This is a genomic window from Haladaptatus sp. T7, from assembly GCF_026008575.1.
Classification (GTDB): Archaea; Halobacteriota; Halobacteria; order Halobacteriales; family Haladaptataceae; genus Haladaptatus; species Haladaptatus paucihalophilus.
Genome location: NZ_BROP01000007.1, coordinates 44,714 through 69,445 on the forward strand (window position 1 = coordinate 44,714; position 24,732 = coordinate 69,445).

The window sequence follows — 24,732 nt, forward strand, 5'->3', positions numbered from 1 at the left end:
TTCGTTCGGTTGTCGATGTTCCTCGTCAGTTGCTTCGAAGGTCAGTATAAAAGCCGTTCTGACCACACTGTCGAATCACCGCGGCTCGAAGTCGTCCGGGTCGAATCGATACTCGCCGTCCGGGTGGGTCGGTGTCGGTCGCCGGGTCGAGAGTTCGGGGGCGAACATCCAGACCAAGACGAGAATCCCGATGAATGCCGGAAGGACGGTGAAAAAGGGGACCGTCTCTCCGAGCCATCGAACTCCCTCCCAGAAGTCCATAAGTGTGAGTGTCACTCCCATACGTCGTTCGGCTGATACCTAGAACTGCTATGGCATAACGGTACCGATTTTTCATCCAAAACAAACCCTACAGGTTCGCCGGTCTCCTCGTCGTCACCCTCGCCGCCCTGTGACGTTGTTCATCCGCGTCGCCGTCGTCTTCCCGCATCCGGTGCACGTACTCACCCGGTACGGTTCACGCGAAAACACCGCGTTGTCGCTGTCCCCGTTCTCGGTTCGAATCTCGATTTTCACCTCGTGAGGCGTTTGCCGCCCGCACTCCGGGCACGATTCCACGATGTCGGTCACGAACCCGTCTCCGGATTTCGTCTCCGTCATGGTGACGCCACCTCCGGGTCGGTTCGCCGCATCGAATGCTGTGGCGGTCCGTACCGCGTCTCCTTGGTGGACGGTTCGTTCGTCGCTTCGGTATCGAGCTGAAGTGTGGTTTTCATCTGTTTTCCCCTCCATTTCCGCCCCTTCGGTCACGGGTCGCTCGTCGGTGAGCTACTACATACCACTGGAGGGAGTAAAAAGGAGGTTCTGACCACCGTATCAAAACGTCGCGTGTAAATCGTCACGGAATACTCTCGATAATTACAAAAGTATAGTTATAGTTTGGGGGATGATTAAATAGATGGCTATTGTTATGATTGGTCATGGCTTCACCGGGAACAGTCCGACTGCTGGCCGCCCTCCGGGAGGGGTCACTCGACGAGGTTCGACCGATACTCGACATCGAGACGGGGTTGGTGACGTACCCCGATGCGACCGAATATCTCGACGACAGCGACGGTCAAACCTTCGAAGTGCTGGAAACGCTGGCCGAACGAGACCTTCTCCACCGCGAGTTTCAGGAAAAACAGTACATCTGCCCCCGCTGCGAGGCGAAGGGGATGCAGTACACCACGGCCTGTCCGTCGTGTGAATCGCCACAGACGATTCGGACGGACAGATACCGACACCCCGACTGCGGTTACGAGGGGATGCGCGAGCAGTTCGTCGGCGACGACGCCATCGTCTGTCCGAACTGCGACACCGAACTGGAGTCGTTGAAACACCTCGAAGCGAACGCCGCGCACGTCTGCGAGGACTGTGACGAGGTGTTCGAGACGCCGAAACACCGGCTTCGATGCCGGGACTGCTTCTACGTCTCCGACCCGCTGCAAACCATCGAGCGGGTGCTGTATCGCTACTTCCTGAGCGAGGGCGGTGCCCACTGGATCGACGAGCAACTGACCGCCCGGCAGTCGGTCGCCGAGGCGTTCGAGGAACGACAGCTCCGCACCGAAATCGATACCGTCGTCACCGACGGCGCGGGCGAAGAGGTACCGGTTCACGTCTACGCGCGCGACGACCTGCTCAACGACCGGGTCATCGCGGCGATTCACGAACGCCCGGACGAGAACGATATCGCCGCCCTGACGTCGCTCGCGGCGGACGTCGGCGCGCGTGCGACACTCGTCACCACGTCCGGGGAAATCGTCGGTGAACGCGCCGGGAGCCTCCTCTCGGACGACGACCTGACGGTACTTCGGTTGACGAACGACGACGCTCTGAAACGCGAGTACGAGGTCGTCGCCGACGAGCGCGGCAGCAATTCCTTCGTCGGTCGGCTCGCCGACATCTTCAAACCACAGAACGGGTAATCGCCGGACGTCCGGACATTTTCGACGACGTTGAAGCAACGATGGGTGCTCACCGAGCGCGCCGTCCCCCGAAGCGTCGCGGTCAGAACGCCGTCATCGACCGAACGTCGGGCCGCTACAACAGCGACCCATCGTCCGAGCCGTCGGTTCCGTTCGTCGCTCCCGTCGTGACGGTGCCCGTGTCAGTTGCGTTGCCGACGATTCCACCGACGGCAGTCGAGGCGTTTTGGACGAGTCCGGTCGTGGTATTCGCCGCGTCGTCGGCGATGGCGGTCGTATTACTGACCGCCGTCGTGACGCCGCCCGTCGTGTTCTCGGCACTGTCGTCGAGTACCTCGGTCGTCTCGTTCACGTCGGTCGTCGTCTCGTTTACTCCGTCCGTGATCATTCCCGTGGTGTCGTCCGCCATCCCCGTGGTTTGGTCGATGCCGTCGGTGGCTTCGTGGGTTGTTTGGTCGATGCCGTCCGTGATTTCGTCGGTCGTGTTATCGACCGCATTCGTCGTCTCGTTTACTCCGTCCGTGACCGTATCCGAGCTTCCAGCCACCTGCTCCGTCGCGTCGTCGATACCGTCTGTGACCGAATCCGTCGTCTCGTCGACCCCGTTCGTGACTGAATTCGACGCGTTATCGACCGTATCCGTCCCGTCATCGACTCCGTTCGAGACGTTCTCGGCCGTGTCGTCCACCGCATCCGTGACGTCATCCACGCCGTCCGTGACGTCGCGTGTCGTGTCGTTTACGGTGTCCGTCCCCCCGCCCACGCCGTCGGTCGTGTTATCCACGCGGTTCGTAATTTCGTCGGTCGTGTTATCGACCGTATCCGTTCCCTCGTCCACCGCATCCGTGACGTTCCCCGTGGTGTCGTTCAGGTGACCAGTGAGGTCGTCCGATGCGTCCTTTGCTCCGTCCGTGACGGTATCGACTCCATCCCCGGCCCGCTTCGTGGAGTTCCCGAGGTCGTCCGTTCGGTTATCGACGTCTCCGCTCTCGTCCGCGGTGTCGTTCACCACGTCCCCGACGTCTCGCGGTCTGTCGCCGACGTCGGGTCCGCCCGACCGATTCTCGTCTCCGACCGGACCATCGGCCGGAGTCGGTGTCGCGCCGCTGTCGTCGCCTCCATCGTTCGTCGTGTTCCCTCCCAACTGGTCGCGGAACCGATCGCCGATGCGCTTCGGGACGCGGAACGATATCGAATCGGCCGTCGCCCGTTCGAAACGCATCTCGGCCCCTTGGAGCATCGTCTTTTTCAACACCGCGTCGTGAAACGTCAACCGAACGCCCGCGCCGTCGTCCGTGGATTTCACCCCGATACAAATCCTCTCGGCGTGCATCCGAGCGATATCGACGGAGAGTGCACCGTCGCTCGTTCCCCCGTCGAGGGCCCCGGACATCGCCTCCTCGACGTGGAGGTTTCGAGCGTTCTGACCGAATGCGGGAAACGTCGTGTTCCGGAACGTAACGTCCCTGAAGCAGTGTGTCGCACCCGGCTGCGTCTGCTGTTCTGGTATTCCTGGTCGTTCATGCCGTGTCGCTGCTGTCGGCGCGGTCGAGGCGACCACGAGACAGAAGGCGACGGCGAGGATGACTCGATGTTCCATCGAATATCACTGTCGATTGTGGTTATCTCTACCATACCGTTTCAGCCGCATATTTATTCCCGCCGTAATACACGGTTATTTATATGCCGTCGCGTCTGCGACGGACGTCACTCTCACCGTCCGAAAAGGGTGGAAAAGAGGTGCGCTTCGGCCTTTCGAAGGTGTTCGTCCACGGTGCTCGGTGCACATTCCAGTCGTTCCGCGATGTCCGCGTGAGTGGCCTGTCGCGGTATCTGATAGTACCCGTGTTTGACGGCGGTTTCGAGCACTTCGCGCTGTCGGTCAGTCAGTCCGGAGAACAGGTGGTCGGAGTCCGGTGCGTACTCTCCGGTCTGTTCGACGCGAATGTCGATTCGCTGCGGTAGTTCGCGGAACGCTCGCTGTATCATCTCCTGCGTCCCGACGACGGTTGCGAGGATGTCTCCGGAGTCGGTGTACGTGAGCGGCGTGTCGATGATGAGCGCGTACTTCTCGACGACGTACATGAGCGTCCCCGCCGGTTCACCGGCTTCGACGTAGATGTAGATATGGAACGATCCGTCGTGGACGTCGAGGATATCGTAGGCCAACACGGATTCGTGTGCGTCCAAATCCTCCACGAGTCCGTCCGAGTTCCCCCGAAGTCGATAGAGGAGGACGCCGCCGCCGTTGAAGATGGAATTAACGTGGAGGAGTTGGTCCCGCGTCACGTCGGCCCGCGCCGCGATGACATCTCCGACCGGATGGATGCCCTGACCGTCGAGCACTAATTTGAGCGTTAGAAATCTCATCATCCGATTCTAACACGCACTCATCTCCCGAATATACATAATTATTTATCTATTAAACGGTGTCCGGTGTCCGATAGCACGGCGAAAACGGACGGTCGGACTCCCGATGTCACGCTCCTGTTGCCGCCTCGTCCGTGTCGAGGTCCGGTCGTTCCCACGCGACACAGAGGGCACCGCCGACCGTTCCGAGCAGCATTCCCACGCCGAATCCGCCGAGCGCCCCGAAAATCGATGCGACCGACAGCAGTATTCCCGCGGCACCGAAGAACTCGGCTAACTCCGGGCGCAGAAGGGCGAAGACGCCACAGAGGAAGACGAAGACGGCGAACACCAATCCCGCGAACATGAACGTACTCGGAACGAGCGCGAAGGTCATGGCCAGCTGTGCCGGGATGATGCCGATGACGAGTCCGGCGAGGATGACGAGGAGCGCTCCCCAGAACGGTCGTTCGTGTCGCCACGACGCGAAGTTCGAGCGGTACGATGTGAGCTGTGATGTGTGTGTGGACATGTCGTGTTCCTCCAATCGTTCGGTTCAGTTTACGCTCCTGCCGCACACTGGCTCGTCGGGAAACTCGTCTCGTTCTCGGGGTTCACGACCGTCTTGACGTGGGCTCCGGAGAGCGTGATACTCCGCAGGAACTGACTTTGTGCTCGTATCTCCCCGTCGTCGATGACGATGGTGGGTGCCGAGAGCGAGAACGAACTCTTCACGGTACCCGGTTCGGACGTCGTCTTCTGGCTCTTCATCTTGAGGTTCCCCCGTAGATAGGTGAACTTCTGGGTCATCCCCGAGAACTTCACCGCCTTATCGGAACTGATCATGAGACGGATGGTGTTGCCACCGCCGGGCATCCCATCGGGAACTTCGACGTCCTTGTACATCTTCAGTCCCGTTATCTCCCCTTTGTCGATCTGTGCGACCGCCGACGGATACGTCCCGCATTCGCTTGAGTTCTCCAGCGACGCGTACTGTGTGAACCCTTGACCCTGTAACTGGTCGAACGTCACCGTGAACCCGCCCACTCCGGCCGTGGGCACCGCGATGGCGACGCCACCTGCCATGACCGCGCCGACGGTTCCGGCTTGAAGCACCAATGCCGCGACGATCACGATAGCAAACTTTCTGGTATTGATTGCCATACACATACCAACGATCATTTATTACATTAAGGATTGGCGCGGTTTTACCCGGGAATATACAAGGGGGATGATTTTAAATCAATAAATTTACTATGAAAGAGAGGTGTAATTCAAAATTATATTACTTATGGTGTCGGACAGATACCGCGGTTCGGTACCGTTCCCGGAGGCGGGAACGGACCGTCTCCCGTCGGTCATCCGTGTCTCGTCGCGGCTTTCGCACCGCGCCGTCCGTCGTCCGTTCAGTCGTAACGCGTGAGAAAAAGAGCGCTTTCGTCTCGTTTCGGTACCTACGGGTTCACGCGGCCTACATCGGTTCGATGGAACAGCCGTGGTCGGTTTCGTCGACGTGCGACTCAGCCCGCGATTCCGCGCCGATGCGTGATGGGTGGAAACCGATCTGTCCGCAGGATTCACACTGTATTCTGTACATGGATTCCGATTGCCTCGTCGTTTCCTTCACTATTAATGATTACTGTTGTGGCATCGTCTGCGATGCCGTCCGTTCGTCCGCGAAGAGGTGTGATTCGAGTCGCTCCGTCTCCCGTCTGGTCGTCTACTTCCGCTCCGTCATCCGTCGAGTCTCCTCCCGCTCCGTCACCCGACGTTCATCGCGCGTTCGACCACGTTCTCGCCGTACAGTTCCGCCAGCGCCTCGCGCTGGTCCGGGCGGTTCTCGTACACGTCTTGGAACAGGGAGACGGGCGTCATCGCGGCCTGATAGGTCGCTTCGTCCCACATCCTGTCCTTGCTGATGTCGATTTCGATGCCGTCGATGACTATCGTCGCCGACTGCGTCATCGAAATCGCGCCCGTCCCCGCTTCCTTGGCCGCTTCGAACTCCTCCATCGAATCCACGATGTCGTCCATGCTCGGGACGTACTCGGTCATGTCGAGCAGTTCCTCGCGCAACTCGTCTTCGCCGAGGTCGCGCTCGTCGCCGCCGACCCGGAGGCTGTAGCCCGTCTCGGTTTCGTCCAGTCCGATCCTCTCGCCGTCGTAGAACTGGGTGCCGTCTTCCGATTCGAGTTCCGTCGTGCCGTCGCCCGTGTCGAGCAGCCAGCGGCCGGTCTCCGGCGGGAGCGGAGCCTTGTTCGCCTCGACGACTTGTCCGGGTGTGAGCGACCAGATGCCTATCATCCCCTTGGCCCGGTTGTCCTCCATCCGCTCGTTGTACCCCTCCACGTCCCGGATGTCGTCGTACGGCCCATCGACGGCGATGAGACCGGCGGCGCTCGCGCCGCGGGACGTGTTGTGGCGCAGTTCCGCCCACGGGGGCAGACCGCCGGTGGGCGTCATCGCGCGCATGTCCTTGGTGTAGTCCACCTCGCCGTCCACGAGCAAGAACAGGCGTTCGAGGTTGTTGTCGGGCTTGCCCATCTCCTCGCGGAGGTCGCCCATCGCCAGTTCCGCCGCCGCGCTCTCGACGATGACCGACATTGCGAGGCTGCCCTCTTCGAGACCGTACTCGTTCTCGACGATGGTGATGAACTCGTCCGCCTTCTTCCAGTCGTCGATGCCGCCGACCTCGGGAATCACGAACCCGTCGATGTGTTCGATGGCTCCTTTTTCGGGGTCCGCGATTTGAAGCAGGTGCTGAAAGCACCGATACCGTGTCCCGGGGCTGTCCCGATGCCAAACGATGCGGGGGTGGATTTCTCCGGGGAAGTCGGCCCCGTGTTCGGACACCACTTCGACGATGTTGTCGGCACCCTCGTCGCGCATCGACGGGGCCGTCGCGTCCTCGTTGTCGGGCACCCACACGTCCGGTGCTTGCATGCCGCGGAGCTGGGCCGCGCTCCGGATCATCTTGGCGGAGTCGTCCTCGCCCTCCACCGCCGTCGGCGAGGTGAAGAACGTCCGCACGAACTCGCGGTCGTGTCGTCGTTGCGTGCTCATATCAGTCGTCTCCTTGCTCGGAGGCGACCATCTCTTCGTCCTCCTCCGAGTTAGAAGTAATGGGGTTCGACTCGTCCTCGGAGAACCCTTCCGACTCCTCGATGCGCTCGCGGGCCTCGGGGTCGAACTGCGTCTCGATGTCCTGATACCGGCTCACGAACGAGAGCTCGTGGTGCGATTCGGTCGGGTGGTCGAGGTAGCGGCCTTCGAGGTCGAACTGCGCGCGTTCGTCGTCTTCGGCGAGGCGTTCGAAGTCCTCGTAAACGCTGTGTGCGCCGGAGTGGAGCGCGAACAGCGTGATGAAGATGTACTTGTAGCCGAGGTTGCCCAGTTCCTCGAAGGTGAGCGGGTCTTCCTCCTCCGACCACGCGAACGACGAGGAGTAGTTGAACGCGAGCTTCAGGTCGGGGTGCGTCTCGTGGATGGTTTCGGCGTACTCCACCGCGTCCTCCCGACTCGGGTCCGGCATCTCGGGCCAGACGATATCGACGCCCGCGTCGGCGTAGATGCGGCCGCGTTCGAGGTGTTCCTCCCAGTCACCGTTGGCGGAGCCGTAGGCGTCGGTTCGGGCGATGATGACGGTATCGTCGGACTGCTTCGCGTCCACCGCGGCCTCGAAGCGCGAGCGGGCCTTCTCCCGGGAGACGATCTGCTTTCCGGCGATGTGGCCACACCGCTTCGGCGACGTCTGGTCCTCGATGTGGACCGCGGCCACGCCCGCCTTCTCGTACTCGCGGACGGCGCGGCGGACGTTGTGGATGCCGCCGTACCCCGTATCACAGTCCGCGACGACGGGGAGGTTGCAGGATTCCACGATGCGCTTTGCGTTCTCGACCATCTCGGTCATCGTCACCATCTCCAGGTCCGGGAAACCGAACTGGCCGAGCACCGTGGAGTAGCCGCTCATGTACGCGGCGTCCAGTCCGGCCATCTCCGCCAGTCGCGCGTCGAGGGCGTGGTAGAGGCCGGGTGCGAAGACGTAGTTCTGGGAGTTCAGCATCTCGCGGAACTCCTTTCCAGCGCGGTTCTCGATGTCTCTCGTGGTCGTGTCGGTATCGGATATCATTGGTTATCCTGTAGGGTAGCTTCGATTCGGTCGAGTTGCGTTTGGAGGGTCCTGAGTTCCCGTTCGAGTTCGGACGGGAACTCCGTTTGCGGGCGGTCGGAGGGCGTTCGGGCGGCGGTCGGTCCGTCGTCAGTTCGCCGCTCGTCAGTCCACCGGTCGTCCGTCGTCGGTCGGTCGGTCGTCTGGCGGTCGATGGTCGGTCGGTCCGTCGTCGGTCGGTCGCGTCCCGTCGTCCCGATGAACGGGACGAGCGGGGCTTCTTCTTCCGTGCGGTCGTAGCGAGTTCGGTCTGTCATATAGGTCGTATTGTCAGTCGATCTGTCGTCGGTGACGTTTTGCGAGTGGTTCCGGTGCGTGCCGAGGAGCGTGCTGCGTGTACTGACATTTGTTTCACCGCATCCACTCCGACAACAGTACCGGACATAAACATTATGATTTATAATGATAATATTCTTTAATGCCATTCATCTCTCCAGTGGCGGTTAAGGAGATATAATTGTCGTTCGGTATCATCCCACACGGCGGTTCGCGCTCGCTCCGGCTTCCTCCCACCCGTCCCTACTTTCCCGCGTTCGTTTCGGTTTCCCGAGTGCTTATCTTCGCTCGTCCCCGAGTTCAGGTATGAAACGAGGGTGGGAACGTGCGAAATAGGGGTTTCGGACGGTGGCGACTCCTGCGTATCCTGTTGCTGTTGATGTTCCTTTCTGCCGGACGCGGTATTTTCGGCGGAAAGAGACTTCAAGACGTGCCCTACGTTCCCGGAACGGACAACGGTCTGGTGCTCGTCGCGCTCGTCGGGGCCATCGTCGTCATCGGCGGCGTCCTCGCGTTCCGCGCGGGAGTGCTTCCGGGAACGTCGTCTTCGTCGTCGGAAACCGAGGTTCACCCCCCGGAGGGCGGATACAACTGTCGGTACTGCGGTCGGAACTTGGAACGGTACCGCAACCGCTGTCCCTACTGTGAGACGCGGGACCCGGTCGGCAACGAGGACTGGTAGCCGCCGCGACCGGCGGACGCGGTGGCGAGCGGAGCGCATCGTGACGTATTCCGGGGTGTCGCCGAGCGCGGGACGAGACGCGTCGCTGGGCCGTGGCGATTATCCGGTCGCCGCCCGATACTACCACCTCATGCAGCGAAGGCGATTTCTCGCCCGAATGGGTGCGGCGGTGGGTGGTATCGGCGCGGTCGTGGGAACCGAAATGAATGGCGTCGTCGGTGGCGCACAACGTCGCGGGCCGTACCGGGAACCGGTCGTCACGTCGCCCGCGATTCAGCGGTGGACCCTCGAAGAGAAACGAACCGACAGGACCGTGATTCGGGCCGGGGGACGGTCGTTCGGCGACGCCTACACGAGCACGCTCATTTACAAGGATGCACGGCTGGCGTCGGGTCTCGATAGATACGTCCGCGGGAACTTCGAGGGAATCGTCGGCGCGTTCATGGCGACCCGCGTCACGTTCGACTCCCCGTTCTCGATTCTCGCGCAACCGTCGCTGGTGACGGGCATCGCAAAGGAGCGCTTCGAACGGAACCTTCGACGCCTCGGATTCTCGGACATCCGCGAGCGTCCCCCTTCCGAACGCGAGACGACGGCGGAACAGGCCGTCGCCGAGTACGAGGCCGACTACGACGCGAGCGAGTACATCGAGCGCCCGAACTCGCCCGCGTACCGTCTTCCGTCGGTCACGGCGGACGGACGCGTGAAGACGATACTGTACCTCGAAGTACTGAAACCAGGCGAGACGCTGCTGTTCACGGCGGGAATCAGGCCGACGGACGAACTACTCCGAGTGGTTTTCGACTGCGACGGCGACGCCTACCGCGCAGAACTCCTCCGGTTGATGCACGACGTGAAGTGACCCGACCGCTCGGCGAAAAGCCTCAACACCGTGGGGTACGATACCCGAGCGATGGTCGATTCGACACGCTCGGAGCGTCGCTTCGTTCCCTTCTTTCGGCGCTACACGAAGACGTGGATTCACGCGGTCGCGACGGCGGGACTGACCGCGTTCGGGACGCTGACGTTCGTCAATCGGGCGTTCGCCGTCGTCGCGCTCGGCATCTACGTCCTCCCGCCGGTCGTCCTCTTCCTTCGCGGCGCGAATCCGGGTGAAAGGGGGTCGAACGCCACGAAAACGGCCGTTACCGAGGCCGACCTCCGCGGCGATTCAGGGACTTCGCCCCGCGACAGAAGCGACGCAACCGGGGGCAGTAACGCCGAATCGGAAACGGTCGATGACGCTAAATCCGAGTCGGACGGCGACGCCCCAACTCGCTCGTGGACGGTCGCGGAAACGCCGACGGACGGGACCCTGTTCGATACCGTCGTCGCCGAGGGTGCCGCCTACGCCGTCGGCGAGAACGGCGTCGTCCTCCGAAGCGAGGGCGACGAAGACGACAGGAACGACTGGCGAATCGCCCTCGAAGACGGGCCGGGAGCGAACGCGGCCGACCTTCGCGGCGTCGATGCGACGACCGACGGGCGGGCCGTCTGGGTCGCCGGGGACGGCGGCGCACTCGGGCGGTTCGACGTCGCGGGGGGCCGACACACCGACCACTCCGCTCCGGCGGACGTGACCGACAACTGGACGGCCGTCGCGGTCGGCGGAACGACGGACGACGAAACGGTACTGCTCGCGAACGGCTCCGGACAGGTCCTCCGCGGGCGGTATCGAGACGGCGATCTCGCGTGGGACACTCCGGTCAAGCCGGGGAGCGGCTCCAGCCTGTGCGCGGCGACGATGGTCGGTGCGTCCGTCGGCGTCCTCTGTGACACGAACGACGGCGTGTTCGAGACGGACGACGGCGGCGAGACGTTCGGTCGAATCGGCATCGACGGCGTGGACGGGACCCTGACCGACGTGACGGCGACCGGCGGCGGTCGCCGGTACGTGACGACCGACGACGGGATTTGTTACCGCGGTGACGACGGAACGTGGACGCCGACCAGACTCGGCGACGAGGGAATTCGGGCCGTTTCGGCCGCGGACGGGGCGGTCGCCGCGTGCGGGGAGACGGGCGTCGTCTACGAACGAGCGGACGGCGAGTGGGACCGAACCCTCACGCCCGCCAACGGGACGCTTCACGGCATCGCGGTCGCACCGTCCCGGTCGGTCGCGGTCGGCGCGGGCGGAACCGTCGTCGAGCGGCGGACCGACGCGACCACGTGAGGCGCTTCGTCAGTCGCCGCGAAGCGTCAGAAATCCACCGACCCCGGCGACGAACGCCAGCCCCGCCCCCAACAGGAACGTCGGCGACCACCCGAATCGGAGGACGAGGAGGCTCGTCCCCACCCCGCCGTAGATACCGCCCCACAGCTTCGCCGTGAGCATCACCGCGTAGTTCTCCGAGGAGTACTCCTCGCCGTAGTACTCGCCGACGAGTCCGGGGAGGATGGAGAACGACGGACTCCTGAAGAACATCGTGACCCCGGCGAGCGCGACGAAAGCCCACTGTGCTCCCACCCCACCCGCCGCGACCATCGCGGCGAGGGCGATACCGCAACAGACCAGCGACCCGGTGAGAGTGTGCACGCGGCCCAACCGGTCCGACGCGGTGCCGACGACGATGACGCCGGACGCCTGCCCGAGCGCGACGAGTGCTGCGGCGGTCGTCGCCGCAGCCGCCGAGAGGCCGAAGTGCGCCGCGTACACCACGACCTTCTCGACGAGCAACAGCCCGACGCCGTTGACGACGGCGAACACGACGTACAGGACCCAGAACCGACGCGTTCGAACCATCGTCCGCCACGTGACGTCGGGTCCCGACGGTGATGACCCGCCCGGCGACGAATCGCCCGCCGACTCGTCGGACCCATCGTCCGTCGAATCCCGCTCGTCCGGGTCGTGAACGACGAGCGCGGCGGTCACCGCCGTCACGCCGGATGCCACGCCCAACGCGAGCAACGTCGCGGAGAAGTCGGTCTCGACGCTCCGCTTGACGACCGGGATGAGTAGGAAACTCGTCCCGCTGAACGCCATGCTCACCGCGCCGGTCGCCATTCCGCGGCGCGAGACGAACCACCGCGAGGGAGTGTTGATGGCGACGTCGTACGCGATTCCCACGCCCGCGCCGCCGAGCGCGAACCAGAGGAAGAGCGCCGGAAGCGTCGGGTCGAAGGCGGCCCCGACGAAGCCGGAGAACAGCAACACCGCGGCCGCGAAGAACGGAATCCGCGGGCCGTACCGGTCGCGGGTCCATCCCGCGGGAAACGCCGTGAGCGTCTGTGCGACCACCATCACCGAGAATATCGTTCCCAGCGCCGTCCCGGACGCCGTCGCCTGCGCGCCCAGCGCGCCGCGGATGGCGGGCCACGAGAACTGGTACGTTCCGGCGGTGCCGGCGGTTCCGACCGCGGCGGCGACGTACAACCAGCGGGACGAACGCGAACGGCCATCGGTCATGCGGGTAGTGGCGAATCGATACGTCACCCACTCAAGTATAGCCAGCGACGGACTGGTCGAACGGCCGTCGTGTCCATCGGCGGTCGTGTCCCCCGTTCGCCGTCGGATTACAGAGCTAAGGTCGTCGAGTGCCAACGCACTACATGGCTCTCGAAATAGCCTTTCGGGTGTTCGTCGCGGGCGTGCTGGTCGTCGCGCCCACGCTCCTGTTTCTCGGCCTGTGGCGGGGGTTGATGGCGCTTCGTAACGACGACCTCGTGAACCGAACCATGAACGGCGAGTACGGCCCGATTCCCGAGTCGCCGATTGCAGCCGCGATGTTCGGGTTCGGCGGCGGCGGGCGTTCTCGATTGACCAGTTCGACACACGGCGGACAGGTCCGCTGTCGGCAATGCGACGCCGTGAACCCCGAGTACGCGGATTACTGCGGAAACTGTCTGGACAGACTCGGTTGAGGTCGGTTGCGGGGGATGCGTTTCGGTCGGTCCGCGATGGGTCGGTCCGCGGCGGGTCGTTCGAGAGCGGGTTCGCGGCGAGTCAGTCGGGTCGGTCCCGCGGGTCGCCTCGATTGCGCCGGTCGTGTCCCTCGTACTGGTCGGGGCGGTCACGCTGGTCCGGGAAGTCACTGACGACCCGGAACCCGCCGGTTTCGTCGCGTCCGGCGACCTCCCGCTGTGGGACGGGTATCTTGATTCCCTCCCGGTCGAAGGCGTGCTTCACCGCCGCGATGACGGCTGTCGTCGCGCGCCATCGACGGCGGCTACTGGGGCGGTCTATCCAAAACCGAAGTTCGAGGATGACGGCGGACTCTCCGAACCCGGTCAGCACGGCGTTCGGTCGCGGGACGTTCAACACCTCGTCCACCTCTTTCATCGCCCTCTTCGCCACGTCGACCCCTCGTTTCGGGTCGGCGTCGTAGTCGATGCCGACCTCCACTTCGATCCTGAGCCGTCCCTTCCGCCCGAAGTTGACGAGCGTGTTCGAAGTCACGAGGTCGTTGGGGAGAACGACGTACTTCCCGGAGAACGTCTCGATTCGGGTCGAGAACAGCGTGATGTCGGTGACGATGCCGTCGGTTTCCCCCCCGTTTTCGAGCGGTACCTGAATCCAGTCCCCGATTTCGAACGGCCGCGAGAACATGAGCGTGAATCCCGCGATGAGCGCACTCAGCGTCTCGTTCGCGGCCAACCCGATGATGATGCCGAGGAACCCTGCACCGATGAGGAACGCTCGGACGTCCACCTGCCAGACGCTCAACAGCAACAGTCCGGCGAGGAGGTACACCGCGACTTCGGTGAGTCGGGAGAACACCTCGCTCTGATGGCTGGTGAGGCCCCCGGTTTCCGTCGTAAACCGGTCCACGGCCCGGACGAGCATTCCCGACCCGATGTAGGCGGCCGCGACGACGCCGACGGTGATGACGATTCGAAGCCCGGCGGACGTGAGCTGCGAGAACACGTCGACGGTCGGCGCGTTCGGCGCGGCGCTGGCCCAGAGCGACAGGGCGCTCTGGCCGATGAAGAGCGCGACGAGGCCGCTCACGACGAGGAGAACGACGTCGACGACGCGGGGGTCGACCTGTCGCTTCAGCCGCGGCGCTATTTTCCACAGCACCCACACGACGAAGACGAGGATGACGAGGAGAAACGTCGATTGTAAGACTCGCGCTTCGGGCAGGGGAAGCAGTTCGGCGAGTCCGAGAGAGTTGGTCCACAGATTGGTCATGGTGAATCTCCGGTGTCGTCGTCGCCGGTTCCGCACCGGCCGAACTCCGACCACGGGATTCCGAGTCAATCGCGCTCTGCTTCAGTGTATTGGGCGGAAAAACGACCTCGCCGTGGCCGACGTCATCACTCCGCGTTCGAACTTCCCGCCGTCTGTATCGTCCAGTCGGCCGATTCGCGCAAGTAGTCGGGAATCTCGTCGTCGTCAAGTTTCTCGTGGAGGTAGATCGTCTCCTCCTCGACCGCGCCGCGGCCGAGGTCCACGAACAATCGCTGGAGTCCGTTGCGCCACTCAGCGTCCACCAGCTGTCGCCAACACGCCTCGAACGCGTCCTGTTCGGAGCCCGTCGGTCCTCCGCTTTCGCGCGCGATTTCGAGGCAACACTCCGGGCAGTTGCGGACGGAGACGGGTTTCGTGAGCGCGTGCACGTGACCGTCGAAGGTGACGACTGGCGCTTGCTGTTCCATCTCGCCGTGGCGGTCGCACGTCGCGCTTTTGGGTTCGGTCCCGATGTACATCGGGCGTCTGTTCTGGGACATGGTTGGAGGAGAAGAAGTATCGACTGACGAGAGTATCAAGCTACTGGCGGCGAGCACCCCCGTCACAGAAAGCTCATGTAGGGGGCGTAACAATCGGCACAATCGACATGACCCTCCAGCGTCCCAGTCGGCGGCGGTTCGTCGCCGCCCTCGGCGTCGGTGCGGTCGGCGCGCTCGCCGGGTGTTCCGGCGATTCGTCGCCGACGAACTCGTCGCTCGAACGGTCCGACGACGAGTGGCCGGTCGCCCACGGGACGCCGACGAACGTCGGCTACTCTCGCGCGCGAAACACACCCCGAAGTGACCCGAAGCTCGCCGAGTGGAAACTCTGGGTCATCGCGCGGTCCGAGTCGGTAATCGAGAAAGAAACCGTCCAACACGGTCGCGTGAGCAGTCCGGTCGTCGCGGACGGCACCGTGTTCGTGGCGACCGGACTCCCCGGCCGCAGGCCGGACGGGGACGGCGCGCTCGTCGCCCTCGACGCCACTACCGGGGAACCAGAGTGGTCGGTGAGACTACCCGACGGGGGGTCGGGAACCCCCGCCGTCGCGGACGCCCTCGTGTTCGTCGGGTCGAACGACCGGGCGCTGACCGCTTTCGACGCGGCTTCGGGCGACGTCCGCTGGCGAACCACGACGGGCGCGCCCGTCGGGACCCCCGCCGTCGCCGGAGCTCACGTTTACGTCGGCGACCGGGAGGGGTCCGTCCACGCGTTCCGACGGACGGACGGAACCCTTCGCTGGCGGTACGGACAGCGGCCCCTCAAATCGTTCTTCTCGCACAAGCGGTGGCGGATACGCGCCAAACCCGCCGTCACCGAGGATACCGTGTACGTCACCACAGGTATCGGGTTCGATGACACCACCGAGACCCGCGCCGGGAACCTCCTCGCGCTGTCCCGCTCGGGCGGCGACGAGCGCTGGCGCTACGAGTACCGACCGCGATACCGGAGCTACGACCTGCCGCGGGCACCGGTCGTCGCGGACGGAACGGTCTACGTCGCTCAGTCCGTCCTCCACGCCGTCGATGCGGCTGACGGGTCGAAGCGGTGGCGGTTCAACTCGGGATACGAGACGGTCAGCGCGCCCGCCGTCCGCGACGGGACCGTTTACGTCTCCTCGAAGAACGTCTACGCCCTCTCCGCGGACGACGGAACCGAACGGTGGCGGTTCGTGAACCTCGCGGAGGATTCGTACCGCGACGAGAGCCGCGTGCCGATGGAGAGCGCGCCGGTCGTCGCGAACGGAACGGTCTACGTCGGCGCGGGCGCGCTCGACGCGTCGTCGGGAAAACGGCTGTGGGGGAACGTCGGGAACCGGGAGGATGACGACTTCTTCTCCGATTTGAGCGACGCGAACGCCGTCGTCGAGGGTCCGGCGGTCACCGACGGTGCGGTGTTCGTGGCGACGCAGTACGGTGCCATCCGGCGGGCGACGCGGGGTGACGAATGAAGCGCCGCGCCTTCCTCGCGGCGGGCGGCCTCGCGCTCGGTGCGGGCTGTTCCGACCTGCTGGCCGACTCGAAGAAAACGGAGCAGTCCCCGCCGCCGGAGGAGTGCGCCATCGACCCGAGCGTGACGCCCGGCACGTCCGACTGGACGAGCAAGCGCGGCGGGCCGAAAAACACCGGTTCGGTGCCGAGCGACGACGTTCCCGCGCCGCCGCTTCGCATCGACTGGACGTACACGATGGGCGGACACACGGGTGTGTCCCCTCCGGTCGTCGCGCACGAGACGGTGTACACCACGAACCTCGATAGGGAAGTTCACGCGGTGGACGCGAAGACGGGGGAACACCGGTGGCAAGCGAACGTCTCGGTGAGTGCGGCGGCGGCGGTCGCCGGAGGTCGCGTGTTCGTCGCGGACGACGGCTCCGTCACGGCGCTCGACGCGATGAGCGGCGAGCAGCGCTGGCGGACCGACTCCGAGGCCGGGGCGCACCTGCTCAGCGGCGGCGTGCAGGCGACCGAGCGGACGGTGTTCGTCTCAGGTCAAATGTTCCTGGCCGCGTTCGACGCCTCGACGGGGGAGGGACGGTGGACGTTCACCACGGGCCTCGAAGTCGAAAGCCGCCCTGCAATCGCCGATGGAACCGTCTACGTCGGGAGCGACGACACCTACCTCTACGCGCTGGACGCCGAGACGGGTGAGCGACGATGGCGATACAAGACCGACGGGCGCGTGTCCTGTGACCCGGTCGTGACTCGGGATATCGTCTACGTCGGGTCCGAGGAAGGGACCCTGTACGCACTCGACGCACGCTCGGGGAACGAGCGGTGGCGAAAGGAGGTCGGGACCGTCGGCCATCTCGCGGTGGACGGCGGCCACGTCTACGTGGGGTTCGGGGGCCAGTACGGGCCGACGATGGACGCGTTTACCGCGGCGTCCGGGACCGCGTGTTGGTCATCGGAGGAGTACGTGTCGGGCTACGCCAGCGGCATCGCCGCGAGTTCCGAGTACCTCTACCTCCCCGTCGGGTCGCTCAGCGGGTCCTACTCGGTGACGCTCGGCGCGCTCGACCCGAAAACCGGAGAAACCGCGTGGCGATTCCCGAACTCGAACGCGCGGTTCAACAACGGCCCCGCCGTCGCGGACGGTGCGGTCTACGCCGCCGGTATGGGAACCGACGGGTTGACCGTCGCCCGGTTCGTTCCGAAGGATTAGTCCTCGTCGCGCAGTTCCGTCCGGCGAATCTTTCCGGTCACGGTTTTCGGCAGTTCGTCCACGAACTCGACCTCGCGGGGGTACTCGTGGGCGGACAGTTCCTCCTTGACGTGGGTCTGAATGTCCTCCGCGAGGTCGGGCGACGGCTCCGCGCTCGCGCTCGGGACGACGTATGCCTTCACGATGTTGCCCCGCTCGCGGTGGGACTTGGGCACCACGGCGGCCTCCGCGACTGCGGGGTGTTCGCCGAGCGAACTCTCGACCTCGAAGGGACCGATGCGGTAGCCCGAGGAGATTATCACGTCGTCGGCGCGGCCCTCGAACCAGAAGTAGCCGTCCTCGTCGAGGTGGCCGAGGTCGCCGGAGAGATACCAATCGTTCACGAAACAGTCCGCCGTCTTCTCGGGCTTGTTCCAGTACTCGGCGAAGAAGCACGGATAATCCCCGCGCTGAGCGATTTCGCCGGTTTCGCCGGGGTCGAGGGGTTCGCCGCTTTCGGGGTCCACGACGGCGGCCTCGATGCCGGGGAGCGGTTTGCCCATGCTTCCCGGCCGAACCTCCATCGTCGGGTAGTTGTTGATTATCATGTTGCCCGTCTCGGTCTGACCGTAGGTGTCGTGGATGGTGACGCCGAGGGTCTCCTCGCCCCACTCGACCACGCCCGCGGATAGCGGTTCGCCGATGGAGAGCGCGTGGCGGAGGTCGAGGTCGGCGTCGTCCAGTACCGACTCGTTTTCCCGAAGCATCCGGTAGGCGGTCGGGACGCTGAACAGCACCGAGATGGGGTACTCGTCCAACAGGCCCGCCCACGTCTCGGGGTCGAACTCGCCCTCGTAGGTGAACAGCGTCGCACCCCAGAACCACGCGCCGAGCGTGTTGATGGGGCCGGTCAGCCATCCCAAGTCGCCGGTGGACCAGTAACAGTCGCCGGGTTGCAGGTCCACGGCGAAGCGTTGGGTCGCGGCGACACCGGCGACCCAGCGGTGTTTGTGGAGGACGCCTTTCGCCAGTCCCGTCGTTCCGCTCGTGTAGTACAGCAGCGCGTTGTCCTCGCCGCCCGTCTCGGCCGTCTCGTACTCTTTTTCGGCATCCTCCATCGCGGCGCGATAGCTGACGTCGCCGCGTCGAATCCCCGTCCCGTCGTCGCTGATGACGATGACGTGTTCGACCGAAGGGGCGTCTTCGAGCGCCTTCTCGATGGTGTCCCGGTTCGACGCCGTGGTGATGACCGCTTTCGCGTCGCAGTCGTCCAGTCGGTAGGCGATGCCGTCCGGGCCGAAGCGCTCGTTGACGCCGCCCCAGACGCCGCCCGCTTTGAGCGTCCCGATGAGCGCGACGTAGTGCTCCGGGATTCGCGGCAGGTAGGAGAACACCCGGTCGCCGGAGTCGATGCAGTCGGAGAGAACGTTCGCAAAGCGGTTGGACTCCTCGGCCAGTTCCCAGAAGGTGAGCGTTTCCCGCTCGCCGTTCTTGCCCGCGTAGTACAGCGCGACTTTCCCACGGTCATCCGCGTGTCGGTCACAAACCTCGTGGGCGATGTTCAGTCGCTCGGGTGCATCCCAATCGGCTTCCGCGAAAATGTCGTCCCACTCGAACCTCTCTCGTTCACTGTCGTAATCGTGAAGATTGTGACCGTTCATCACGGGGAACGTCGTAGACTGAACGTATAATTATTATCTAACGATGCAATCACTTCCGGCTGCGGTTCGTTTCGAGGACACCAGTCGGCGAGCGGTCGCAGAACGGAGAGCCGCCCCGTCTAAAAATGGGTGAAAGCGAAACCAGAGATGGAATGACGATACTGGTGGATAGCATACGTCGATGGAGGACGACGAGCCCCTGCCGGATGTTTCGTCGGTGTCACCACCCAACGACCGTCGGAGCGACTCCCATCGCTCTCCGCTCGTCGTCGATACCGCGGAGTCCCTCGCCCGTCTCTTTTCGGTGCTCGCGGACGCGGAACCCCGACACATCATCTACGTCCTCTTTCACCACGACGAGACTACGATTGCGCTCCCGAGACTCGTGCGCTCGGTCGCCACGATTTCGGACGTAGACGACCGGACCCGACTGCGCGAACGGATGGTTCGAATGCACCTCCCGCGACTCGGGTTCGTCGGAATCGTCGATTACGACCTCACCGGTGACCCTCACGTCTGGCTCTCCACGAACACGGACATCGTGGACAAGGAGCTGCTCTACGACGTCGTAAAGCGGAGTTACCGGTACGAGCGGAGAGGTGCCGAAGCCGAATCATAGATGACGGCCGTTCGAGCATCCGAAGACGGTTCGCGGCATCGCTCCCCATTCGACCGAACGGAGCGTCGAACCCAACAGAGCGTCGAACCCGTTTCCGTCGCACCGAGCGTGTGCCCGTCGGCTTCGAGGGCGAACTCCTCGACCGGGACCGTGACTTCGACGAACGTGTTCATGGAAGGTAACGGCAACCGACGTCCCAGTGTGTTCTACCAGTATATACAAGCGGTTTAAATACTCCATCCCCTGCCCATCGTTCGGACGTCGGGCAAAAGCCTCTTACTCATCGACTGCGTGATTCTCCCAACCATGACCGAACCGCTTTCGAACGAAAATCCCTCCACGCGGTCCTCGCTCGCCGAGACGGAAACCGAAGCGGAGACCGCCTTTTTCAAGCACATCGTCCGGGATGCGCTCGATGCGGTGGTGACGATTTCCGAGAACGGAACCATCGTATTCGCGAACGAGGTGGCGGGACGACTCTTCGGTTACGACCAAGACGAGTTGCTCGACGAGTCGATACGGAGTCTCTTCCCGGAGCGATATCAAGAGGCGTATCTCCACCAGTTTCGACTGCAGGTCGAGAACGCGGACTCGACGGTCGAACACAGCGGTCTCGAACGAACCGCAATCCGTCGAAACGGAGAGGAGTTTCCGGTTTCCTTTTCGCTCCGGGAACACCGGTATCACGACCGGCGACTGTTCACCGCCACGATTCGAGACATCTCCGAACGGAAACGACGGCAACGGGAACTGGAAACCGTCACCGAAAAGTATCGAACGCTGGTCGATACCGCGCCCGATGCTATCTTTCTCGCCGACGCGGAAACGGGGACGATTCTGGAAGCGAACCGGGCGGCGTCCGAACTCCTCGACCGGCCGATAGAGGAAATCGAGGGGATGCACCAGTCCGAACTCCACCCCGAGGACGACCGCGACCGATACGAACGGCTGTTCGATCGACCGCGCGAAAGCGACGCGTCCGTTCCGGACAGCCACGGCCTTTCGGTGGTCGATTCGAACGGGAATCGCATCCCCGTGTCCATCAACTCGAACTCGACCGAACTGAACGGGCGACGAGTGATTCAAGGCATCTTCCACGACATCAGCGACAGGAAGCGGCGCGAGGAGGCCCTGAACAGGTTACACGCGACGACGCACGAGATGCTCGAAACGTCGTGCCCCGAAACCATCTGTCAGCGTGCGGTGGAAACCGCGGCCGACGTGCTCGACCTGCCCGCGACGGGCATCTACCTCCTTTCGGAGGACGACGACGTGCTCGAACCGGCCGTGATGACCGAACGGGTCGAGAACCTGTTCGACGGTGACGTTCCGACGTACACGTCCGACGATGACCTCGCGTGGGACGTGTTCGAAACGAACGAACCGAGGGCCATCTCCGACTTCAATGCGACGCCCAGCGTGGCGGACCGGGACACGCCGGTTCGAAGCGGTATCATCGTTCCGCTCGGCGAACACGGAATCTTCATCACCGCGTCCACGACCCCCCGCGATTTCGACCGCATCGACTTCGACCTGATGCGGGTGCTGGCCACCAACACCGAGACGGCCCTGACACGGGCCGAACGCGAGCGCGACATCGCCCGACAGCGCGACGAGTTGACGACGCTGAACCGCATCAACGCCATCGTTCGGGATATCAATCAAGCCCTCGTCGCCGCGCCGTCGCGCGAGGAGATCGAACGGACCGTCTGTGAACGGTTCGCGGATTCGAGCGTCTATCACGGTGCTCTCATCGCAACGCTCTCGTCGACCGAGGAGCGGTTGGTGGTTCAGACGGCCGCCGGTATCGACGACGACTATCTGGACCTGATTACGGAGTTAGGGCCCAAGTCGAAACGCGGGGGTGCCGGGACCGCCCTCCAAACGGGACAGTTCAACGTCGTCGAGGACGTGTCGTCCTTGTCGTCGTTGCCGCAGTCGTTCACATCCGCCGCCAACGAACGCGGGTACGGTTCCATCGCGTGTATTCCCATCAGTTACCGCGGAACCACCTACGGCGTGTTGGTCGTGTACGCGTCCAAACTGACGTCGGTCAGCGAACGCGAGCGGAGCGTGTTCAGCGAGTTGGGGGAAACCATCGGCCACGCCATCAACGCCGTCGAGAGCAAGAAACTCCTCTACTCCGACCGCGTTCTCGAACTCGAATTCTCGATCACGAACACGGGTTCGTTTTTCGTCGTCACGTCCGAGGAACTCGGCTGTTCGTTCGAACTCGATGGCGTCGTCCCGTCGAGGGACGACGTGTTCCTGTTTTACGTGACGTTGAGCGGGGCTCCCTCCGAGAAGGTCATCGAACGCGCGGACGAGTCACCCATGGTCGAACACGTCCGTGTCATCCAAGAGACCGGCGACGAAACCCTGTTGGAGGTGGCGCTTTGCGGAACCGAAACGTCCGCCCAAGCGCTCATCGAACGCGGTGCCTACGTCCAACGTGGTTCGATAGAAGACGGAAAGGGAAGCATCGTCGTCGAAGTCCCGGCGAACACCCGCGTTCGTCCCTTCTTGGACGCCGTCGAGGAGGTGTACGAGGAGACGAGCCTGCTCTCGAAGCAGTCCCGCGACCGGCCGTTTCACTCGACCTCCGAGTTCTACCACGAACTGGGCGAGACGCTCACCGAACGACAGGCCGAAATCCTGCAAGCGGCGTATCTCGCGGGATACTTCGACTACCCCCGCGCGAGTTCGGGGGCGGAGCTGGCCGACACGCTGGATATCTCCTCGCCCACGTTTCACCAACACCTCCAAACGGCCGAGCGAAAACTCCTCTCGCTGCTGTTTTCGGAGCGTCCACGGATAGACTGACCCCGATACCTCAGTACTGAGGCAAAGGACTGGTGCCCCCGGAACGGATTGTAGGTGATGATGAGCGACTCGGAGCAACCAAACGACACACATCTCGAAACGAGTCGACGACACCCGGAGGAGGAGAGTGACAGTTCGTTACCGCCGGGAACCGTGGAGCGAATCCTCTCGGATGCACAGCGGCGTGCTCTCTGCCAGTATCTCGTCGAATCGCCGCTTACGTCGATGGACGAACTCATCGACTTGCTCGTTCAGCACGACGATTCCTGCGGTCGTGAGACGGCGCTGATTCGCCTCCACCACATTCACCTGCCGATGTTGGAAGACTGCGGTATTCTGACGTACGAAGCACGGAGCGAAACCGTCCGGTATTGGGGACACGAGGAACTCGAACGACGACTCGAACTGTGCCGCGACTCGGAGACGAACGACGTGAACGACCATCCGAAAAGTCGGACGTGAACGTCGCCGACGAACGCGAGTAGCGATAGTGTATTTTCGGACAACCGACAAAGATTGCTGAGACGTTTCACTCATCGTCCGCTCTCCCTGTACGCCTTCAACCGTTCGACACGTTTGCCGAGGAAAGGAGCGCTGTGAAGGCTCTGTTCACTCCGAAGCTACCATATCAATTCGAATAACGACATACGTGAGAGTAGCGTGGCCTCTTTGGGGTGGATTGAAATGTCAATGGAAGCGGTCGTGTACCAAGGACCGCACGACGTAGACGTAGAAGAGGTAGATGAACCGGAGATAGAGCACCCGAACGATGTCGTCATCGACATCACCACGACGGCCATCTGCGGGTCGGACCTCCACATGTACGAGGGGCGAACCGACGCCGACCCCGGTATCGTCTTCGGGCACGAGAACATGGGAATCGTGGACGAGGTGGGCGACGGCGTGACGACGCTCGAAGAGGGCGACCGCGTCGTCCTTCCGTTCAACGTCGCCTGTGGCGTGTGTAAGAACTGTGAAAACGGCTATACCGGCTTCTGTCTGAACGTGAATCCCGGCTTCGCCGGGGGGGCGTACGGATACGTCGCCATGGGGCCGTACAAGGGCGGACAGGCCGAGAGACTCCGCGTGCCGTTCGCGGACTTCAACGCTCTTAAACTTCCGGAAGGGAGGGAACACGAGGATTCGTTCATCCTGCTCGCGGACATCTTCCCGACGGGATGGCACGGGACGGAACTGGCGAACCTTCAACCGGGCGAATCCGTCGCCATCTTCGGTGCCGGACCGGTCGGACTGATGGCCGCCTACAGCGCCAAAATCAAGGGCGCGGCGGAGATTTACGTGGTCGATAGGGTCGACAGCCGACTCGAACTCGCCGAGAAACACTGCGATGCGACGCCCATCAATTTCGAGGAGTCGGACCCGGTGGAGCAGATAAAGAACATCCACGGCGGCGGCGTGGACAAGGGCGTCGATGCGGTCGGCTATCAGGCCATCGACCCGGAGACGGACGTGAGCGACGACGCCTACGACCCGGCGCGGGAGAACCCGGCCGTGGTCCTCAACCAACTGATTCAGGTCGTCCGGGCGACCGGTCAACTCGGCGTCCCTGGACTGTACGTGCCCTCGGACCCCGGAGCGCCGGACGAGATGGCCGCACAGGGTCGCCTCGGCATCGACTTCGGGAAGTTCTTCGAGAAGGGGCTGAAGGTCGGCACCGGCCAGTGTAACGTCAAGGAGTACAACCGAGAACTCCGCGACCTGATAATTCAGGGGCGCGCCGACCCGAGTTTCGTCGTCTCACACCGCGTGGACCTCGAAGAAGCGCCCGAGATGTACGAGCGCTTCGACAACCGCGAGGAAGGCGTGACGAAAGTGCTGCTCGAACCCTGAGCCGAAGCCACGACCAACTCTTTTTTGTGTCGATACCCGTCGAACGACGACATCGGTCCGACGTGACGAGCGACTGGTATGC

25 protein-coding genes are annotated in these 24,732 nt (G+C 63.4%); 11 read left to right on the top strand and 14 right to left on the bottom strand.

Annotated elements, in window-relative coordinates; genetic code table 11:
- Positions 1-75: 75 nt before the first annotated feature.
- Together OPC11_RS17455 and OPC11_RS17460 are read right to left on the bottom strand one after the other, a co-directional pair.
- Entirely contained in the window at positions 76-276 is a 201-nt protein-coding gene (locus OPC11_RS17455; protein ID WP_232423811.1) for a hypothetical protein, read from the bottom strand.
- Positions 277-375: 99 nt separating this feature from the next.
- Positions 376-600, bottom strand: a complete 225-nt coding sequence (locus OPC11_RS17460; RefSeq protein ID WP_007982022.1) for a hypothetical protein — start codon at positions 598-600, stop codon at positions 376-378.
- Positions 601-920: 320 nt separating this feature from the next.
- Between OPC11_RS17460 and OPC11_RS17465 the strand changes: the two genes are divergently transcribed.
- On the top strand, positions 921-1,910 hold the full coding sequence (locus OPC11_RS17465; RefSeq protein ID WP_264782767.1) for a hypothetical protein: 990 nt from the start codon (positions 921-923) through the stop codon (positions 1,908-1,910).
- A 115-nt stretch (positions 1,911-2,025) separates the two neighbouring features.
- On the opposite strand, the gene OPC11_RS17470 is transcribed toward OPC11_RS17465, so the two are convergent.
- The 7 genes from OPC11_RS17470 to OPC11_RS17500 all read right to left on the bottom strand — a co-directional run bounded on the left by OPC11_RS17470 (position 2,026) and on the right by OPC11_RS17500 (position 8,684).
- Positions 2,026-3,510, bottom strand: coding sequence for a hypothetical protein (locus OPC11_RS17470; protein ID WP_264782768.1), 1,485 nt, complete (start codon positions 3,508-3,510; stop codon positions 2,026-2,028).
- A gap of 113 nt (positions 3,511-3,623) precedes the next feature.
- Positions 3,624-4,283 (bottom strand): helix-turn-helix domain-containing protein, encoded by a 660-nt coding sequence (locus OPC11_RS17475; RefSeq protein WP_232423812.1) that lies wholly within the window; start codon positions 4,281-4,283, stop codon positions 3,624-3,626.
- Between the two features lie 106 nt (positions 4,284-4,389).
- A complete protein-coding gene (locus OPC11_RS17480; RefSeq protein ID WP_232423813.1) occupies positions 4,390-4,791 on the bottom strand; it encodes a DUF6114 domain-containing protein in 402 nt (133 codons plus the stop codon).
- Positions 4,792-4,820: 29 nt separating this feature from the next.
- Complete coding sequence (locus tag OPC11_RS17485) at positions 4,821-5,423, bottom strand: DUF6230 family protein (protein ID WP_018128956.1); 603 nt, start codon at positions 5,421-5,423, stop codon at positions 4,821-4,823.
- Between the two features lie 597 nt (positions 5,424-6,020).
- Positions 6,021-7,322, bottom strand: coding sequence for a malate synthase AceB (aceB, locus tag OPC11_RS17490; protein ID WP_007982012.1), 1,302 nt, complete (start codon positions 7,320-7,322; stop codon positions 6,021-6,023).
- Position 7,323: 1 nt separating this feature from the next.
- A complete protein-coding gene (aceA, locus tag OPC11_RS17495) occupies positions 7,324-8,388 on the bottom strand; it encodes an isocitrate lyase (protein WP_264782769.1) in 1,065 nt (354 codons plus the stop codon).
- Entirely contained in the window at positions 8,385-8,684 is a 300-nt protein-coding gene (locus OPC11_RS17500) for a hypothetical protein (RefSeq protein ID WP_264782770.1), read from the bottom strand. Before OPC11_RS17500 ends, aceA begins: the two co-directional genes overlap by 4 nt.
- A 344-nt stretch (positions 8,685-9,028) precedes the next feature.
- Here OPC11_RS17500 and OPC11_RS17505 point away from each other — a divergent pair, with 344 nt between their 5' ends.
- Genes OPC11_RS17505 through OPC11_RS17515 form a run of 3 tightly spaced genes read left to right on the top strand, consistent with a single transcriptional unit; the run spans position 9,029 to position 11,558 of the window.
- Positions 9,029-9,385 carry a hypothetical protein gene (locus tag OPC11_RS17505; protein ID WP_264782771.1) on the top strand — a complete coding sequence of 119 codons (357 nt, stop codon included), beginning with the start codon at positions 9,029-9,031 and terminating at the stop codon, positions 9,383-9,385.
- A 40-nt stretch (positions 9,386-9,425) separates the two neighbouring features.
- A complete protein-coding gene (locus OPC11_RS17510) occupies positions 9,426-10,247 on the top strand; it encodes a hypothetical protein (protein ID WP_264782772.1) in 822 nt (273 codons plus the stop codon).
- 51 nt (positions 10,248-10,298) lie between these two features.
- Positions 10,299-11,558, top strand: coding sequence for a hypothetical protein (locus OPC11_RS17515; RefSeq protein ID WP_264782773.1), 1,260 nt, complete (start codon positions 10,299-10,301; stop codon positions 11,556-11,558).
- Between the two features lie 9 nt (positions 11,559-11,567).
- On the opposite strand, the gene OPC11_RS17520 is transcribed toward OPC11_RS17515, so the two are convergent.
- Positions 11,568-12,791, bottom strand: coding sequence for an MFS transporter (locus OPC11_RS17520; RefSeq protein WP_264782774.1), 1,224 nt, complete (start codon positions 12,789-12,791; stop codon positions 11,568-11,570).
- A 143-nt stretch (positions 12,792-12,934) separates the two neighbouring features.
- On the opposite strand from OPC11_RS17520, the gene OPC11_RS17525 reads away from it, so the two are divergent.
- Positions 12,935-13,246, top strand: a complete 312-nt coding sequence (locus OPC11_RS17525) for a hypothetical protein (protein ID WP_264782775.1) — start codon at positions 12,935-12,937, stop codon at positions 13,244-13,246.
- A gap of 82 nt (positions 13,247-13,328) precedes the next feature.
- On the opposite strand, the gene OPC11_RS17530 is transcribed toward OPC11_RS17525, so the two are convergent.
- A complete protein-coding gene (locus OPC11_RS17530; protein WP_007982000.1) occupies positions 13,329-14,516 on the bottom strand; it encodes a mechanosensitive ion channel family protein in 1,188 nt (395 codons plus the stop codon).
- 125 nt (positions 14,517-14,641) lie between these two features.
- Complete coding sequence (locus OPC11_RS17535; protein WP_264782776.1) at positions 14,642-15,055, bottom strand: hypothetical protein; 414 nt, start codon at positions 15,053-15,055, stop codon at positions 14,642-14,644.
- A 107-nt stretch (positions 15,056-15,162) separates the two neighbouring features.
- On the opposite strand from OPC11_RS17535, the gene OPC11_RS17540 reads away from it, so the two are divergent.
- Positions 15,163-16,506 (top strand): PQQ-binding-like beta-propeller repeat protein, encoded by a 1,344-nt coding sequence (locus OPC11_RS17540; protein WP_264782777.1) that lies wholly within the window; start codon positions 15,163-15,165, stop codon positions 16,504-16,506.
- Positions 16,503-17,717 (top strand): PQQ-binding-like beta-propeller repeat protein, encoded by a 1,215-nt coding sequence (locus OPC11_RS17545; RefSeq protein ID WP_264782778.1) that lies wholly within the window; start codon positions 16,503-16,505, stop codon positions 17,715-17,717. The genes OPC11_RS17540 and OPC11_RS17545 overlap by 4 nt, the downstream gene beginning before the upstream one ends.
- Here the strand turns inward: OPC11_RS17545 and OPC11_RS17550 are convergent.
- Positions 17,714-19,357: an AMP-binding protein gene (locus OPC11_RS17550; RefSeq protein WP_264782779.1), complete on the bottom strand. Its 1,644-nt coding sequence runs from the start codon at positions 19,355-19,357 to the stop codon at positions 17,714-17,716. The two genes, OPC11_RS17545 and OPC11_RS17550, sit on opposite strands and share 4 nt — an antisense overlap.
- 181 nt (positions 19,358-19,538) lie before the next feature.
- On the opposite strand from OPC11_RS17550, the gene OPC11_RS17555 reads away from it, so the two are divergent.
- Positions 19,539-19,976, top strand: coding sequence for a hypothetical protein (locus OPC11_RS17555; RefSeq protein ID WP_264782780.1), 438 nt, complete (start codon positions 19,539-19,541; stop codon positions 19,974-19,976).
- Here the strand turns inward: OPC11_RS17555 and OPC11_RS17560 are convergent.
- On the bottom strand, positions 19,937-20,149 hold the full coding sequence (locus OPC11_RS17560; protein ID WP_264782781.1) for a hypothetical protein: 213 nt from the start codon (positions 20,147-20,149) through the stop codon (positions 19,937-19,939). The genes OPC11_RS17555 and OPC11_RS17560 overlap by 40 nt on opposite strands.
- 133 nt (positions 20,150-20,282) lie before the next feature.
- Here OPC11_RS17560 and OPC11_RS17565 point away from each other — a divergent pair, with 133 nt between their 5' ends.
- The 3 genes from OPC11_RS17565 to OPC11_RS17575 all read left to right on the top strand — a co-directional run bounded on the left by OPC11_RS17565 (position 20,283) and on the right by OPC11_RS17575 (position 24,650).
- On the top strand, positions 20,283-22,799 hold the full coding sequence (locus OPC11_RS17565) for a PAS domain S-box protein (RefSeq protein ID WP_264782782.1): 2,517 nt from the start codon (positions 20,283-20,285) through the stop codon (positions 22,797-22,799).
- A gap of 57 nt (positions 22,800-22,856) precedes the next feature.
- A complete protein-coding gene (locus OPC11_RS17570) occupies positions 22,857-23,261 on the top strand; it encodes a hypothetical protein (RefSeq protein ID WP_264782783.1) in 405 nt (134 codons plus the stop codon).
- 228 nt (positions 23,262-23,489) lie between these two features.
- On the top strand, positions 23,490-24,650 hold the full coding sequence (locus OPC11_RS17575; RefSeq protein WP_264782933.1) for a glutathione-independent formaldehyde dehydrogenase: 1,161 nt from the start codon (positions 23,490-23,492) through the stop codon (positions 24,648-24,650).
- Positions 24,651-24,732 lie beyond the last annotated feature (82 nt).